General features: G+C 49.1%; 17 protein-coding genes and 1 pseudogene. 9 read left to right on the top strand and 9 right to left on the bottom strand.

All coding sequences use genetic code 11. The features are described 5' to 3' along the window. Both BUB37_RS11975 and BUB37_RS11970 read right to left on the bottom strand, forming a co-directional pair. A complete protein-coding gene (locus tag BUB37_RS11975; RefSeq protein ID WP_072994060.1) occupies nucleotides 1-345 on the bottom strand; it encodes a hypothetical protein in 345 nt (114 codons plus the stop codon). A 5-nt stretch (nucleotides 346-350) separates the two neighbouring features. Further along, entirely contained in the window at nucleotides 351-680 is a 330-nt protein-coding gene (locus tag BUB37_RS11970; RefSeq protein WP_072994059.1) for a YtxH domain-containing protein, read from the bottom strand. A 160-nt stretch (nucleotides 681-840) separates the two neighbouring features. Here BUB37_RS11970 and BUB37_RS11965 point away from each other — a divergent pair, with 160 nt between their 5' ends. Next, on the top strand, nucleotides 841-1326 hold the full coding sequence (locus BUB37_RS11965; RefSeq protein ID WP_072994058.1) for a hypothetical protein: 486 nt from the start codon (nucleotides 841-843) through the stop codon (nucleotides 1324-1326). A 418-nt stretch (nucleotides 1327-1744) separates the two neighbouring features. Here BUB37_RS11965 and ppsA read toward each other — a convergent pair whose 3' ends face one another. Both ppsA and BUB37_RS11955 read right to left on the bottom strand, forming a co-directional pair. Next, entirely contained in the window at nucleotides 1745-4141 is a 2397-nt protein-coding gene (gene ppsA / locus BUB37_RS11960; protein WP_072994057.1) for a phosphoenolpyruvate synthase, read from the bottom strand. Nucleotides 4142-4221: 80 nt separating this feature from the next. Next, on the bottom strand, nucleotides 4222-4677 hold the full coding sequence (locus tag BUB37_RS11955; protein ID WP_072994056.1) for a pyridoxamine 5'-phosphate oxidase family protein: 456 nt from the start codon (nucleotides 4675-4677) through the stop codon (nucleotides 4222-4224). 213 nt (nucleotides 4678-4890) lie between these two features. Here BUB37_RS11955 and BUB37_RS11950 point away from each other — a divergent pair, with 213 nt between their 5' ends. Genes BUB37_RS11950 through BUB37_RS11940 form a run of 3 tightly spaced genes read left to right on the top strand, consistent with a single transcriptional unit; the run spans nucleotide 4891 to nucleotide 7918 of the window. Further along, on the top strand, nucleotides 4891-5973 hold the full coding sequence (locus BUB37_RS11950; protein WP_072994055.1) for an efflux RND transporter periplasmic adaptor subunit: 1083 nt from the start codon (nucleotides 4891-4893) through the stop codon (nucleotides 5971-5973). Next, nucleotides 5970-7232, top strand: coding sequence for an ABC transporter permease (locus BUB37_RS11945; RefSeq protein ID WP_072994054.1), 1263 nt, complete (start codon nucleotides 5970-5972; stop codon nucleotides 7230-7232). Before BUB37_RS11950 ends, BUB37_RS11945 begins: the two co-directional genes overlap by 4 nt. Before the next feature lie 11 nt (nucleotides 7233-7243). Further along, nucleotides 7244-7918, top strand: coding sequence for an ABC transporter ATP-binding protein (locus BUB37_RS11940; protein WP_072994053.1), 675 nt, complete (start codon nucleotides 7244-7246; stop codon nucleotides 7916-7918). A gap of 6 nt (nucleotides 7919-7924) precedes the next feature. Here BUB37_RS11940 and BUB37_RS11935 read toward each other — a convergent pair whose 3' ends face one another. Then, complete coding sequence (locus BUB37_RS11935) at nucleotides 7925-8251, bottom strand: hypothetical protein (RefSeq protein WP_072994052.1); 327 nt, start codon at nucleotides 8249-8251, stop codon at nucleotides 7925-7927. A gap of 147 nt (nucleotides 8252-8398) precedes the next feature. On the opposite strand from BUB37_RS11935, the gene BUB37_RS11930 reads away from it, so the two are divergent. Both BUB37_RS11930 and BUB37_RS11925 read left to right on the top strand, forming a co-directional pair. Next, entirely contained in the window at nucleotides 8399-8848 is a 450-nt protein-coding gene (locus BUB37_RS11930; protein WP_072994051.1) for a hypothetical protein, read from the top strand. 117 nt (nucleotides 8849-8965) lie between these two features. Next, the gene (locus tag BUB37_RS11925; RefSeq protein ID WP_072994050.1) at nucleotides 8966-9169 is read left to right on the top strand and encodes a YgaP family membrane protein; all 204 of its coding nucleotides are present in this window, start codon (nucleotides 8966-8968) and stop codon (nucleotides 9167-9169) included. 86 nt (nucleotides 9170-9255) lie between these two features. Here BUB37_RS11925 and BUB37_RS11920 read toward each other — a convergent pair whose 3' ends face one another. The 3 genes from BUB37_RS11920 to BUB37_RS11910 are packed head-to-tail and all read right to left on the bottom strand — an operon-like array spanning nucleotide 9256 to nucleotide 11853. Then, on the bottom strand, nucleotides 9256-10248 hold the full coding sequence (locus tag BUB37_RS11920) for an MlaD family protein (protein WP_072994049.1): 993 nt from the start codon (nucleotides 10246-10248) through the stop codon (nucleotides 9256-9258). 4 nt (nucleotides 10249-10252) lie between these two features. Continuing rightward, nucleotides 10253-11053, bottom strand: a complete 801-nt coding sequence (locus BUB37_RS11915; RefSeq protein ID WP_094766715.1) for an ABC transporter ATP-binding protein — start codon at nucleotides 11051-11053, stop codon at nucleotides 10253-10255. Continuing rightward, complete coding sequence (locus BUB37_RS11910) at nucleotides 11050-11853, bottom strand: MlaE family ABC transporter permease (protein ID WP_072994048.1); 804 nt, start codon at nucleotides 11851-11853, stop codon at nucleotides 11050-11052. The genes BUB37_RS11915 and BUB37_RS11910 overlap by 4 nt, the downstream gene beginning before the upstream one ends. A 121-nt stretch (nucleotides 11854-11974) precedes the next feature. Here BUB37_RS11910 and BUB37_RS11905 point away from each other — a divergent pair, with 121 nt between their 5' ends. Beyond that, complete coding sequence (locus BUB37_RS11905; RefSeq protein WP_072994047.1) at nucleotides 11975-12964, top strand: L,D-transpeptidase; 990 nt, start codon at nucleotides 11975-11977, stop codon at nucleotides 12962-12964. Nucleotides 12965-13043: 79 nt separating this feature from the next. On the opposite strand, the gene BUB37_RS21345 is transcribed toward BUB37_RS11905, so the two are convergent. Beyond that, nucleotides 13044-13196, bottom strand: coding sequence for a response regulator transcription factor (locus BUB37_RS21345; protein WP_244526816.1), 153 nt, complete (start codon nucleotides 13194-13196; stop codon nucleotides 13044-13046). Here BUB37_RS21345 and BUB37_RS22030 point away from each other — a divergent pair. Beyond that, nucleotides 13161-13495, top strand: a pseudogene (locus BUB37_RS22030) (hypothetical protein); the annotation flags it as partial. The gene BUB37_RS21345 and the pseudogene BUB37_RS22030 overlap by 36 nt on opposite strands. 16 nt (nucleotides 13496-13511) lie before the next feature. Beyond that, entirely contained in the window at nucleotides 13512-14126 is a 615-nt protein-coding gene (locus tag BUB37_RS11895) for a hypothetical protein (protein WP_072994046.1), read from the top strand. Nucleotides 14127-14335 lie beyond the last annotated feature (209 nt).

Below are 14335 nucleotides of genomic sequence, written 5' to 3'. Positions count from 1 at the left end.
TCACTCGAAATAGTATTTAGAGGATTTCTTTAGGATAGGTGCGTTCAATTTCTCCCGGAAGGCGTACAACAGGGTCCCGATCAGAATGTAGAAAAGCCCTACGATAATAAACCCGATAAAATAATTGTTCAGGGCTTCCGATAGGGCCAGGCAAGCCGCCAACGATAGGAAGAGAAGTGCAAAGGTAAAGCTGGCACCTATAAGTACGAACTTCGAAAGGCCCGTAACATGGAGCATGATTACCTTAAAGATCTTAAGTCTCAGGTATTCGTCGCTGTGTTTTATATAAGACCTCATATCGGCTTCCGCCTCCATGAGGTCTTCTTTTAGTTCCTCAAAGACCATATCGGTTATTTTTGCAGTTGTGCGTTCTTCTTTTTGAGGTCTTCCAACTTGCGTTCCAACGTCTCGATGATGTCATCGGCCTTATAGCTCATGGTCGCTATCGCTTCATCCAACTTGCGGTCGAAATCGTTTTTCTTCTCGTTCGCGGTTTTGGTAAGTTCTTCCTTGGCATGCGAAATACGTTCCGAAAGGTCGTGGGCGGTGTCGTCTACCTTTTGCTTGATCTTGTTCCGGGTTTCCACGCCCCTGTCCGGTGCATACAAAATTCCGATTCCGGCCCCTATGGCGGCACCTGTTAAAAGGGCCAACAGTACATTTCCACTATCGTTTGTCATGACTTTTGATTTTTTAATTAAGGATTCGTTTTTACTTCAAACCAAAAATAGATCCCACAAACTCTTTTTGAAATGACCTTGGTCATTCTTTTGGGGTATTTCTGTTTTTAACTTGGTAGAAGATAGGTTGTTAAAAGTGTATGTATTTTAAACAGTTGCTATGAAGTGGGGTGAAATGGAAAAACAAGGGCAAAAACGCTTTTTTGTGAAGAGTTATCGCTACCTGTGGCAGTTGGAAAATGCCATTCGTACCATACGCAGGCGTGCCACATCGGAACTGCAGATGTCCGTTCTCGGCAAATTGTCCCCGACTTGCAAACTCGGCGATAAAAGGCTGCTTGAGGCCAAAAACGAATGGAACGCGTTTTGGAAAAGGACAACGGGACTTCCGCCCAACTTCAGTTCTTTTTGCAATCCCGACATGGGCACCTTGTTTGTAATAGGGGCGGTGGCCACCCAGTTCTTGCACCATACGGGTGGAAAGGCCCTGGGGGAAATCGCATCCGGGCCCTTTGGTATCCTACGGGGGCTAGGGGTAGGGGAAGGCATGGTTTCCACTTGCCTGAAGGATTTGGACAAAAGGTGTTATTTGTTCATTCTCAGGGGCTACGAGCACGAACTGGACACCCTCGAAAAATGGATCTAAGCCACAGGTAGGCGAGGGTGGGGGGTAGGCTATAGGGGGCGTTTGCATCCGGTGGCCCCTTCCGCACAGAAATGCCCGCAAATAAAAAAACCGGGGTACCACGGTACCCCGGTTTCCTAGAAGACAATCTTGGGCCCAAGGTCTTTGTACTTATCTGCCATAACCGGGGTTATTCGCGTTCGAAGTAACAAAACACATTGGGATTCCGAGCTTGTCTTCTTTTTTACACCTTAGAGTTCCCCACGAAAACTAAGTATGTACTTTATATTCAAAGAACCTTTTTAAATATGGGACCAAGGTAGGGTAGGCCCTGCACATGATAAATGACTTTTATCAGTTTTACAAAATTTTTCGTGATGCCCTTCTATGCGAAAAAAGTTGGCCGCCCTTCGCGCATTCGTAAAGCCCCGTCGTGCATCTAATTACTGCTTTCCGCCATTCCGAACGATACCTGTGCTTTTTCGGCGCGATTGATGTTTTCGATTCCCTGTAGCAGGGCATCGGGGTTAAAGGATATACTGTCGATACCTTCGTTGACGAGAAATTGGGCGAACTCAGGGAAATCGCTCGGGGCCTGTCCGCAAAGGCCGATCGGGGTACCGGTTTTTCGGGCCGATCGTATGGCCATGGCTATCATCCGTTTGGCGGCCTCGTCGTTTTCATCGAATAACCCCCCCATTATTTCGGAGTCGCGGTCGATACCCATTGTCAATTGGGTCAGGTCGTTGGATCCAATGGAGAACCCGTCGAATATTTGGGCAAACTCCTCGGCCAGGATCACGTTGCTCGGAATTTCGACCATGGTATAGATCTCAAGCCCGTTCCCACCGCGGTACAGTCCGTTTTCTTCCATGATACGAAGTACTTTTTTGCCTTCCTCGACGGTTCTGCAAAAGGGGACCATCACCTTGAGGTTGGCCAGTCCCATCGTTTCCCGCACCCGTTTAATGGCGGCACATTCCAGGGCAAAGCCTTCCTTATATCGGTCGCTATAGTATCTCGAAGCTCCCCTAAAGCCCAGCATGGGGTTCTCTTCCTGGGGCTCGAAATAGGTGCCTCCCACCAGATTGGCGTATTCGTTGGATTTAAAATCGCTCAACCGGACGATTACCTCCTTCGGATAAAACGCGGCGGCGATGGTGGCGATACCTTGCGAGAGTTGGTCGACAAAATAATCGGATTTCGCCTGGTAGTCTTTGGTAAGCGTTTCAATGGTGTCGCGGGTAGCGGCATCCTCGATACGGTCAAATTGCACCAAGGCCATGGGGTGCACCTTTACCTTGTGGGTTATGATAAACTCCATACGGAGCAAACCGACCCCACTGTTCGGGTAAAAGGAAAGAGCAAAGGCGTTTTCGGGATCGGCCAGTATTAATTTGGCCTGGGTTCGGGGTTGGCGTAGGCTCGAAAAATCGATTTTGCGTTCCTCAAAGGCCAATTTCCCTTGGTAGACAAATCCTGTCTTGCCTTGGGCACACGACATGGTTATCGTCTCTCCGCCGGCAATGAGGTCCGTGGCGTTGCCGCAACCGACTATGGCCGGTACGCCCAGTTCGCGGGCAACAATGGCCGCGTGGCTGGTACGCCCCCCTTTGTTGGTAATGATCCCGCCCACTTTTTTTAGCAGGGGATCCCAGTCGGGCGTAATGGTATCGGTTACGATTAGGGTATCGGGCGACAGTTCCTTGGCCTCGTCGGGCGCGTTCAGAAGAAGGGCACGTCCCGTCTTGATCTTGGTGCCCACCGCGTTGCCCTCCACTAAGACCTTCCCCTTTTCGGAGAGACGGTATTCGATGTGGGTCTTATTGTTTTTCGCCCCGTGCACCGTTTCCGGGCGGGCCTGGGTAATGAACAACTCGTTTGTAACCCCATCCTTTGCCCATTCGATATCCATCGGCTTTTGATAGTGTTCCTCTATGAGCAAGGCCCATTGGCCCAAAAGCTCTACCTCCCCGTCACCGAGAACAAACTGTTCTTGCCTTTCGGGCGGGGTGTCGATATTTATCGTCGTTGCCCTTTGTTCTTCCGGGGCATAGACCATGGTCAATTTTTTTTCGCCCCGTTTTTTTTGTACGATGGGGAATTTTCCCGTCCTGAGACTGGGTTTAAAGACGTAAAATTCGTCGGGGTTGACGGTGCCTTGTACGATATTCTCGCCCAGCCCCCAAACTCCCGAGAGCAAGACGATCTTGTCGCAACCCGATTCCGGTTCAATGGTGAAGCCGACGCCCGAACAACCGATGTCGGAACGGACCATAAGTTGTACCCCGACCGAAAGGGCCACATCCTTGTGTAAAAAGCCCTTGTCTTCCCGGTACTTTATGGCCCGGTCGGTGTACAGGGACGCGTAACATCTTTTCACCGCCCCGAGGAGGGCCGCTTCGCCCTTTACATTTAAAAACGTATCGTGCTGACCGGCAAAACTAGCTCCGGGCAGATCTTCGGCAGTAGCGCTGCTGCGAACGGCCACGGCCACTTCGCCACCCTGGCCCAAGTCGCGATAGGCACCGAGGATCGCTTCGGAGAGCGCGGGGGAAAAGGCCCCGTTCAATATGAGTTCCCTCGCCCTTTCACCGATAAGTCCCAGGTTGCTGTACTGGTGCCTATCGAGGTCGGACATGATATTTTCCAAGGCCTCCCGTATCCCATTCTCCCTTAAGAACAGCCAAAAGGCGGTCGCCGTTGTGGCAAAGCCGTTGGGTACGCGTACCCCCTTGGAGGTCAGTTTATTGTACATTTCCCCCAGCGAGGCGTTCTTTCCCCCGACAGAGGCAAGGTCGGAGATGCCGACTTCATTGAATTTTTTGACCAGCATAACACAATTTTTTAAGGTTTTGATCGAAGATAATGACGGTGCCTTCACCGTAAAATGACATGGGTCATCGAAACGCGGTTTTAAGATTCCCTTTTCTTGCCCGTGATCTCATCGATATGGATGCGGAAGACCAAGGGGGTATCCCCCTTTTCGATTTTTGCGGAAAACTCACTTATGTATTGGACGTCTTTTTTCCGACTCCGTTTTATAAGGTCCTTTATCCCTTCGGAAAATTCCCTGAGCATGTGCTTGGCATCGATGCCGGTCAGTTCTTCAAAGGAGCCATAGACCAGAACCGATTGCCAATCGGCTACGGAATGTATCTCGTTTACACATAGCGAGACCCGCGGGTTTTTTCGCATGGCCTCTATCTTATGGCCTTCGGATGAATAGCTGGTAATGGTATTGCTGGCCTTATCGTAGTAATAGGTGATGGGAATCACATGGGGGTAGGCGCCCGAAATATAGCCCAAATGGCCTATGTAGTGGTTGCTCAGTAGCTCAATACCTTCCTTTTGGTCCAAATTTCTTCTCATCTTTTGTTTTTGTGTTGTAATCAAAACTAAATGAAGTTGTTGGGAAGAGATATGATTTCGGTCAGTTTTGGTTTTGGTCGAAAGCCTTCGGGGGCCTTGGAACAAAAGCTAGCCTATCGGATACTTTTTTGGCGACCGGGCCGTATCATGACTTTCCTCATATTCTTAAAACTTAATTTCCCCTTATTTTGAGCTTCGACAATTATTGGAACTATGCGCTGTTTTGTTATTGTAGGATTGGCTTTGTTTATGGTTGCCTGTACACCTAAGGGGGAGAAGACCGTTCCCCAAAAAACCAGGTTGACGGAATCGGTATACGCTTCGGCCACGGTCCAGCCCGATAGCCTCTACCAGGTTTATGCGGCAGTAGGGGGCATTTTGGAGCAAAACCTGGTCGATGAGGGCGATTTGGTAAAAAAGGGAACGCCCCTGATGCAAATAGTCAACAATGCGCCCAAGCTCAATACCGAAAATGCCAAATTGGCCCTGCAACTGGCCCGCGAAAACTACAATGGAAGTTCGGCCGTTCTCAAAGGGCTGGAAGACGAGATTGCCGCGGCCCGCTTAAGCTTTCAAAACGATTCGGTCAACTTTTTTAGGCAGAAGCGCCTATGGGAACAAAAAATTGGGTCGAAGGTGGAATTCGACAACCGCAAATTGGCCTATGAACTTTCACGGAACAACCTGAACCTCTTAAAAAGTAGGTACGAACGCACCAAGAATGAGCTGCGGACCCAAGTACAACAGGCCCAAAACAATTATGAATCGTCGTTGATAAATACAAAGGACTTTACGGTGGCCAGTACCATAAATGGCAGGGTCTATGCCCTTTTTAAGGAGCCCGGGGAAATCGTAACGACCATGGAGCCCTTGGCCGCGGTAGGAAGCGATTCGGTCTTTATAATAGAAATGCTTGTAGACGAGGTCGATATCGTAAAGATAGCGGTGGGGCAAAAGGCCTTGATTACCTTGGATGCCTATCCTTCCAAAGTGTTTACGGCGAAAATCGCCAAGATTTACCCCCGAAAGGACGAGCGTTCACAGACCTTTACCATAGAGGCCAACTTTGTACAACCGCCAAAAACCCTATACCCCGGCCTGGCCGGTGAGGCGAACATCGTCATTGCCGAAAAGGAGGGCGCCCTGACCATTCCGAAGACCTATGTCATGGAGGGCAACAAGGTGCTCACGGCCGATGGCCCGGTCGAAGTTGTCCTAGGACTTCAGAATTTGGATCAAGTGGAGGTTTTGGAAGGAATCGACGAGCATACCGAACTTTTAAAACCGGAGGAATGACCAATTGGAAGGTAATACTGAACATTGCCAAGACGCATTTGCTCACCAAGATGAAGTCGACCGCTACCGCGGCCCTGGGGGTTACCTTTGGTATCGGGGCCTATATTACCCTGGTCAGTTTTATGACGGGCCTCAACGATATGCTTGATAGCCTTATTCTGAACCAGACGCCCCATATACACCTGTATAACGAAATCAAACCTACCGAACGACAGCCCGTATCGCTCTACGACGAATTCAAGAACTCGGTAAACATCGTTCATTCCGTTAAACCGAAGGAAAGTCCGAAAAAGATACACAATGCCCTTCCCATACTGAACTACCTGAAGCAGGACAAAAAGGTCAAGGGGGCCACCCCGCAATTGCGGGCGCAGATCTTTTACCTATCGGGATCGATCGAACTGGGCGGTAATCTGGTCGGGGTCGATATTATGGAAGAAACGCGGCTTTCGAATATGCGCGATTATATTGTCGGGGGGAGTCCCGAGGCCCTTAAAAACACCGAAAACGGTATACTGCTGGGGTCGGGACTGGCCCAAAAAATGTCGCTGGGGGTGGGCGATAGGGTCCAGATCAGTACCGTCAAAGGGGCCGTTTTTCCCTTAAAGATAGTGGGTATCTACCAAAGCGGTATCGCCGATATCGACAATGTACAAAGCTATGCCAACCTAAAGACCGTACAGCGTATCTTGGGCGAGGCCCGTAATTATATTACCGATATCAACGTAAAGCTCCTCGACATCGGGGAGGCCCCGGCCATGGCCCGTAAATTGGCCGGCCAGTTCGAGGTGACGGCCACCGACATCAACGAGGCCAATGCCCAGTTCGAAACGGGATCGAACATTCGAAACCTGATCACCTATGCCGTATCGATCACCCTATTGATCGTGGCGGGATTCGGAATTTACAACATACTCAACATGCTTATCTACGAAAAGATGAAGGATATCGCCATCCTTAAGGCCACGGGGTTTTCAGGACGCGATGTGCAGCTGATCTTTATGAGCCAGGCCATGATCATCGGGGCCGTGGGCGGCCTTCTCGGATTGTTCATCGGCTATGTGCTCTCACGTATCATAGACAACGTACGCTTCGAAACGGAGGCCCTGCCCACCATAAGCACCTATCCCATTGACTACAATATCGGCTATTATCTTATCGGAATTGCCTTTGCCCTGCTCTCTACCTTCGTTGCAGGTTGGCTGCCATCGAACAAGGCAAGGCGAATCGATCCCGTACGTATTATCCGCGGCACTTAAATTTTTTGACTATGGACCTTGTTCTGGAAACCAAAAACATCAACAAGCACTTTTACAAACCCAAGGATTTTCATGTGCTAAAGGATATCTCCTTCGGTATCGGGAAAGGGGAATTCGCCTCCATTATGGGAAAATCGGGTTCCGGAAAATCGACCTTGCTCTACATCCTCTCTACCATGGATACGGATTATACGGGCGAGCTTTATTTGAACGGCGAACTGATCACGGGCAAAAGCCACCAAGAACTTTCGCGTATTCGCAACGAACGCATCGGCTTTGTGTTCCAGTTCCATTATTTGTTGTCGGAGTTCAGTGTTTTGGAAAATGTCATGCTACCCGCCAAGAAGCTGGCCAAGAAATCGCATGCCGAAATTGAGCACGATGGCATCGAAAAACTTAAAATGCTGCACATAGAGCACTTGGCCCAACAACGGGCATCGCGGATTTCGGGGGGCGAGAAGCAGCGGGTGGCCATAGCCCGGGCCTTGATCAACGACCCTACGATCCTTATGGGCGACGAACCCACCGGCAATTTGGACAGCCACAACTCCGAAAACGTGTTTTCGATCTTTAAACGCCTAAAGGAAGAACAGGGCCTTTCCCTTTTGGTCGTGACCCACGATGAGGATTTCGCCAAGCGTACCGATAGGACGATCCAAATGGAGGATGGCCGCATTATTGGATAGGCCGGCCTAGCCGATCAATTCAAGGTCTACGATCACGCATTCGCCATAGTCGTCGTAATCGCCCTCTTCTTCCTTGTCTTCCGAGGAATTGTACTCGATCCGGTAAACCACCATAAACTTTTTGCCCACGTACCGGGCATTGTCGAGGTCGTACTTTTTATGGGCCTCGGGCTCCATGCCTTCAAAGGCATAGGAAGAACCTTCTATGTCGACAAAGTAGAAAACATCGCCCGATTGTCCTTCGTAAGTGGCCTCTACGGCCTGCAACTCATCCTGTTTTGGAACCGGAAAAAGGAGGGTCGTGCAGAACATCGCGATCAAGAGCTGTTTCATTTCTTAATTTATTTTTGATGAAGGTAGGTCGGCCGTCCACCAATTGAAATGACAAAGGTCATGCCCTCCTCCCTTTTATGATTTTTATCATTTTCATGGTTCTTGGCATGCCTTACTTTTAGGGTAGCAAGAAAAAAAATAGGTATTATGAACGATACGAAATTTGATAAGGACCTTGAGTTTTTAAAGGATGGCCCATGGGACGAGCTATCCGCACTGACCTCACATTGGAAATCGGACCTTGAGTTTTACAGGGACGACCTTCGCTTTTTGCACCATTTGACGGATAAGTATTTCATGTGGATCACCAAGCAGGAGAACTTGGATATGGTAAAGGAACTGAAGCAAGGCCTGTTCGAGTTGGGTACCATGTGTACCGATCTGCTGGCAAAGGTAAATAAGCACCTCGTTCAATTGGGGCGCTTGGTAGAGAACCCCAACGAGGCCGATGCCGGCATTATCAAAACGGAGCACGAACATCTCGAAGGGGAGATGTCGCAGTTTGTCAAGGCCTTTCGCGACAATCGAAAAGAAGTATTCGCCATAACCGAATATGTGGTCGATAGCGAACAGCTGGCCAGTATCATGGGCAACTAAGGCCATGGGCTCGACGGCCCTGCCTTGAAAATCGAGGGAGGGGTAGGGCGTAGGGCATGACCCTTGTCATTTTACAGCGGCTTTTTTGCGTTTAATTTTAAGCAAAACAAGAACATCATGAAAAAGAATATGGGAAGCACCGATCGTATCGTACGGGCCGTAATAGCCGTAGCCATTGTGCTGCTTTACTTCAATAACGTGGTTACGGGTACCTTGGGCATCGTACTGCTGGTTCTGGCGGCGGTTTTTCTGTTGACCGCTTTTGTCGGATTTTGTCCGCTCTACTTGCCCTTCGGGCTTTCTACCTGTAAAAGGGAGTAGGGCCGGCCTGATTTTTTGGCGGCTAAGGGGAAACCTTTTAAGAAGGGCAGCGTTTCGGGCCCAAGGGGATCAGTGCCCTAATCCGGTCAATCGACATCGCCCTTGGGGTTTTCCTTTTTGTTTTGCTTTTCCAATTTTCGAAAATAGCCCCGGGTCAGGAAATTGTGTTTCAGGGCTTCCATGTTTTCGTTGAAGCGTTCGGCGCCCTGTTCGATATTTGACATGGTTTTGTTCAATTGGTTCACCAAAACGGTATCTTTTGCCAGGTAGTTGATCGCCCCGTCGCCCTCCCTTATCCCGTCGATAACCTCGTTGAGGTTTTGTGTAATCTTTTCTATTGCTATGGATGAGGTTTCCAGGTTTTCGATGATGTTTTTTATCTTTCCTCCAGAAAGGGTGTCACCGAGCAGAACGCCTCCGGCACTTTCCTTAAAATTAATTTGCCCTACCATTTGGTTCAGTTCGCCCATGGTCGCATTTATGCGTGTACTGGCCAATTTAAGGTTGCCTATGGTTTCTTGAAAATCGTTGGCCAGGGTAGTGTCGTTGAGCAATCTGCCCAAGGTGCCCTTGCCCTGGTTCAGGGAACGGGTGATCTTCAGGAGGTCGGCGGTCAACATGGCCGCGTTCTCATTGGTGGTGCTCAGGGTGCTCATCATATCTTGGGCGGCCACTTTGCTGTACGATTGCAATGCATCCCCGGGCCGTACCGTCGTAGAAGGCCCATTTCCCGGAACGATGTTCACGAGCATGCTACCTACCAGTCCGTCCGACCCAATGGCCGCCACGGCGTTTTTTTTGATGTGTTCCTGCATTTTGTCATCGATGACCATATGTACCCGAATGGTGGTATCGTCGATTATTTCGATATCGCTGACCGTGCCTACGTGTATTCCCGAGAACCGGACGTTGTTACCGACCTGTAGGCCGTTTACGTTTTTAAAGTCGGCGGTAATGTCGAAGGTCTTTCCGAACATGTTCTGCCGATTGCCTATGAGGTACGTGGCCAAGAGGAGCAATGCGGTGCCTATCACCACAAAAATTCCCAGTCGCAAGTTTTCTAAGGTTGTTTTTGCCATGTCGTTATTTTTTAAAAAATGCCTCGACCTTGGGGTCGGTGGATTGGGATAGTTCCGTATAGCTTCCTTCGGCGTAATTAATGCCATCGACCAAAAGGACCATGCGGTCTGCGATTACCCGGGCGCAGTCAACGTCGTGGGTGATGATCAGCGACGAGGTGTTGTATTTGATCTGGATGTTGCGCATCAGTTCGATGATCTCTTTGGCGGTGATGGGATCCAATCCGCTGGTAGGCTCGTCGTAGAGAATGATCTTGGGTTTTAGAATGAGGGTACGCGCCAGGGCGATCCGCCTTTTCATCCCTCCCGAAAGTTCGGCGGGCATTAGGTCGATGGTACGGCCCAGTCCGACGTTTTCCAGGGCCTCCATGACCAGGGCGGTGGTATCGCTTGGGGTTCCCAGTTTTTCCTTGTGCCGGCGGAGGGGAAACTCGAGGTTCTCGCGTACCGTCATGGAATCGTACAGGGCACTTCCCTGAAAAAGAAAACCGATATCGGAGCGAAGCTCGTCGAGGGTATGCCGGTCGAGGGTCGCTATTTCCTTTCCCATGACCTCGATATATCCGCTATCGGGAAGCATGAGTCCGACCAGGCATTTGATCATCACCGATTTGCCGGAGCCCGATTTGCCCATGACCACTAGGTTTTCCCCTTCGTACAGGTCCATGTCAAAGCCGTTAAGGACATGGTTGTCGCCAAAGCTTTTGCGGACATCGCGGATACGTATGACGGCCTTCCGTTCTAGCGGACGGTCGGCTACCCCTTCCTGGTCTTTGTGCTTATATGTTGTAGGATCGTCCGTCATAGTTCATAAAAGATATCGGATACGAATACGGCTATAAAATCGACGACGAAAACCAACAGGGAGGCCATTACTACGGCCGTATTGGCCGCTATGCCTACGCCGGCCGTTCCTTTTTTACTGTAATAGCCCTTAAAACAGCCGACCAGGCCGATCACGAAGCCGAAGAAGAACGACTTGACCGTTGCGGGGATGATATCACCAAAACCCAAGGCGTCAAAGACCGTGTTGAAGTAGAGTTGAAAGGACACATCGCCTTTCAGGTTCTCTACCACGGCCGAACCGTAGAGGGCGATCAAATCGCCGAAGACGATCAACAGGGGCAGCATCAGCGTTGTGGCGACGATGCGGGTAACGACGAGGTACTTAAACGGGTTGGTTCCGGAGACCTCCATGGCGTCGATCTGTTCGGTGACCCGCATAGACCCCAGTTCGGCACCTATGCCCGAGGCGATGCGCCCGGCACAGATCAGTGCGGTTATGACAGGGCCGATTTCCCTGACAATCGAAATACCGGTCATGTTGGGCATCCACGAGACGGCCCCGAATTGGACCAAGGTCGGGCGTGTCTGTAGGGTCATCACCAAGCCGATGATAAACCCCGTGACCCCGACCAGTACCAACGAACGGTTGCCCATCTGGTAGCATTGCCGCAGCAGCTCGCGAAATTCGAAGGGCGGCGAAAACACTTCCCTGAAAAAACGACCGGCGAAATAGGAGAGCTCCCCGATCTGGACGAAAAAATGTTTGGCGCGCCCTACCAGGCTCGACCCTACGCGTTTCGTAATGGATATTTCGGACATAATCAAATATAAACCGCCGGGGTTCGTTTTAAAATGACCAATATCATACCGAAGGCATGATGCTTGTCATTTGAAGGCTATGGGGCGTGCCCTATTTTTATTGTAAATACCATCGAGTCATATGATGCAGAATGAATTGAAAACCTACCTCGCTCCCGGACGCAGGGTGTGGACCTTATTGGGAAGGGCATGTTGGGGCCTATGCCTTTTTGGCTTGCTTTTGGCCTCTTGCCATTCCCGACGGTCGCCCATTGTGGAAAAGAAGAAGCCCGAGATAAAGGCCTCCTGGCCCGAGGCACCGGTAAAAAAACAGCCGAAAACGGTGCAAGTCCCCAAGGATGTCCGTGTCGGGGAGTACTTTACCTATATCGATTCTTTGGTAAAGGCCCATGATACCTTGGTGCCTTACGGCCTATCGGAGCATCTATTGGTGCGAAACAACCCTTGGATCATCGATACCTTGGCCAATACCGACTACTACCGGATGATGGCCCGCGACTCCTTTGTGTACGACCAGCGGCAAATGATCGTCTTGCCCGAGGGGAGTACCCTTGTCTTCCCCGATTCGTTAAAGGCCCTGAAACTATTGGACGCCTTTGCGAAAACCAAGATCGATGTGAACATTCCCGAGTTTACCTTGCGCATCTTTCAAGATTCGACGCTTTTGTACCGCATGCCCGTAAGGGTAGGACAGGATCGGCAACGCTACCTGAAGATGGGCGACCGGGTCACCGACCTGCGCACCAAGACCGGTAAGGGCACGATCGTAAGGCACGCCAAAGACCCCGATTTCTACAATCCCGTCAACGGAAAGCGCTTTTACGTGACCAATAGGGACGACGGCAGAAAAACGCTAATGCCCCAAATACCGTGGATCGAGACGGAAGTCAATGGAATTAGGAACGGTCAGATGATCCATCCGACCACAAATCCGAAATCCCTTGGCAGGGCCTATTCCAACGGTTGTATAGGTACCAGTGAAGCCGATGCATGGATCATCTACTATCATGCCCCCTTGGGCACGAAGCTGGAGATACGCTACGATTTGGAAACCACCGACCAAGACGGGAACCCTGTCTTGCTCGATGATATCTATGGAATGGCCGATTAAAAGCTTAGGGTAGGGGCTTACATCAACAAGGCTCGTACCTCCCCAAAACCGAAAGGGCATTTTATAAGGCGGCAACTTACTATATCAATTGTTTCTCTACTGCCACTTTGATCAGGGAGGCCGCGTTGGAAACCTCCAATTTCTGCATAAGGTTTCGCCGGTGTGTCTCTACCGTAAGGGGACTGATAAACAGTTCTTCGGCACCATAATAAGGCAATGGGGCTTTGACCACATCATCACCAAAAAGGGAATCCCCGCGGCCGGTGCAGACTTCGGGCTCATTGCAGTAGCATACAATCTTAAAAGACTTATCAAATTAGGCTGGATGCCCGAAATCAGGAAAAATCACCGAACGAACATCTTAAAAACGTCCCTTCCAACCGTTAAAAGGCTGAAAGATGGTGTCTTGGCCCATATATACGCATTTATGAAAATACTCCCATCTTTCAGGCCCATATCCCGTATATCCCAAATTGTGTAAATTTATTCAAAATCAAAGGCGGTTTTGAGACGGACTGCCGTTGTGCCTAATTAAAAAAAACAAATATTGGATAAAATTATTATTGATTTGATATTTAATATTCTGCAAAGCGTAGCGATTATTATTGCTTCGTCCGTCGCTATTTATGGAATCAATTCTTGGAGAAGAGAGGCTAAATGGAAAAGACAGTATGAACTTGCCGAAGAAATTCTCGCAAGTATGTATGAGGCGCATCACGCAATTAGAATAATTAGAAGTCCAATTGGTTTTTCAAATGAAGGCTTGAGTCGTACTAAAAGTGATAACGAGACACCACAACAAACAGAGGTTTATAATCAAGCTTATGTAGCTAGAGAAAGATTCGAACGGAATAAAAAGCCACTTGAGAAACTTCATTCACTGAAATATAGATTCATTGCACTTTATGGAAAGGAATACGAACAACATTTTGATAAATTTTCTCAAACTGTACACAAAATATTTTTTGCATCAGACCAAATTGCGAGAGTAAAACTTGGAGAATATGGTAACGACCAAAAATTAATAGGTGATATAATGAAAGAAAGTAGAGCAGATTTATATGGTTCAATAAAATATGATGACAAAATCGAAAAAGAATTGTCTGTCGCCATTGATGCAATTGAATCAAAATGTAGAAATATTATTGGAAAAAATAACTAGGCACAACAATGGTAACCGTTGCACAACCCCTCATCAGGAATAAATTCGTTTTTTTTTGAAGTATTAGAAATAACTAAAACCCAACATATCAGTTAATTATGTTTTTAAAAAATGCCCTAACAAGTACGTGTTGATGGAATTCGTAGTTGCGCAACAAGCACACGGTGTATAATTAATTGCGGTCGGAATTTCCACTTGGAATTTCCTGC

The organism is Pseudozobellia thermophila (assembly GCF_900141855.1).
GTDB classification, from domain to species: Bacteria; Bacteroidota; Bacteroidia; order Flavobacteriales; family Flavobacteriaceae; genus Pseudozobellia; species Pseudozobellia thermophila.
The sequence above is the reverse complement of the archived record's forward strand: the minus strand, read 5'-3'. Positions and strand labels throughout refer to the sequence as shown.

What these genes read in the sequence shown, in the direction of transcription:
- BUB37_RS11955 (WP_072994056.1), bottom strand. Translation starts at nt 4,677, where the DNA reads ATGAGAAGAAATTTGGACCAAAAGGAAGGTATTGAGCTACTGAGCAAC.
- BUB37_RS11965 (WP_072994058.1), top strand. Translation starts at nt 841, where the DNA reads ATGAAGTGGGGTGAAATGGAAAAACAAGGGCAAAAACGCTTTTTTGTG.
- ppsA (WP_072994057.1), bottom strand. Translation starts at nt 4,141, where the DNA reads ATGCTGGTCAAAAAATTCAATGAAGTCGGCATCTCCGACCTTGCCTCT.
- BUB37_RS11935 (WP_072994052.1), bottom strand. Translation starts at nt 8,251, where the DNA reads ATGAAACAGCTCTTGATCGCGATGTTCTGCACGACCCTCCTTTTTCCG.
- BUB37_RS11920 (WP_072994049.1), bottom strand. Translation starts at nt 10,248, where the DNA reads ATGGCAAAAACAACCTTAGAAAACTTGCGACTGGGAATTTTTGTGGTG.
- BUB37_RS11915 (WP_094766715.1), bottom strand. Translation starts at nt 11,053, where the DNA reads ATGACGGACGATCCTACAACATATAAGCACAAAGACCAGGAAGGGGTA.
- BUB37_RS11930 (WP_072994051.1), top strand. Translation starts at nt 8,399, where the DNA reads ATGAACGATACGAAATTTGATAAGGACCTTGAGTTTTTAAAGGATGGC.
- BUB37_RS11970 (WP_072994059.1), bottom strand. Translation starts at nt 680, where the DNA reads ATGACAAACGATAGTGGAAATGTACTGTTGGCCCTTTTAACAGGTGCC.
- BUB37_RS11925 (WP_072994050.1), top strand. Translation starts at nt 8,966, where the DNA reads ATGAAAAAGAATATGGGAAGCACCGATCGTATCGTACGGGCCGTAATA.
- BUB37_RS11940 (WP_072994053.1), top strand. Translation starts at nt 7,244, where the DNA reads ATGGACCTTGTTCTGGAAACCAAAAACATCAACAAGCACTTTTACAAA.
- BUB37_RS11945 (WP_072994054.1), top strand. Translation starts at nt 5,970, where the DNA reads ATGACCAATTGGAAGGTAATACTGAACATTGCCAAGACGCATTTGCTC.
- BUB37_RS11910 (WP_072994048.1), bottom strand. Translation starts at nt 11,853, where the DNA reads ATGTCCGAAATATCCATTACGAAACGCGTAGGGTCGAGCCTGGTAGGG.
- BUB37_RS11950 (WP_072994055.1), top strand. Translation starts at nt 4,891, where the DNA reads ATGCGCTGTTTTGTTATTGTAGGATTGGCTTTGTTTATGGTTGCCTGT.
- BUB37_RS11975 (WP_072994060.1), bottom strand. Translation starts at nt 345, where the DNA reads ATGGTCTTTGAGGAACTAAAAGAAGACCTCATGGAGGCGGAAGCCGAT.
- BUB37_RS11905 (WP_072994047.1), top strand. Translation starts at nt 11,975, where the DNA reads ATGATGCAGAATGAATTGAAAACCTACCTCGCTCCCGGACGCAGGGTG.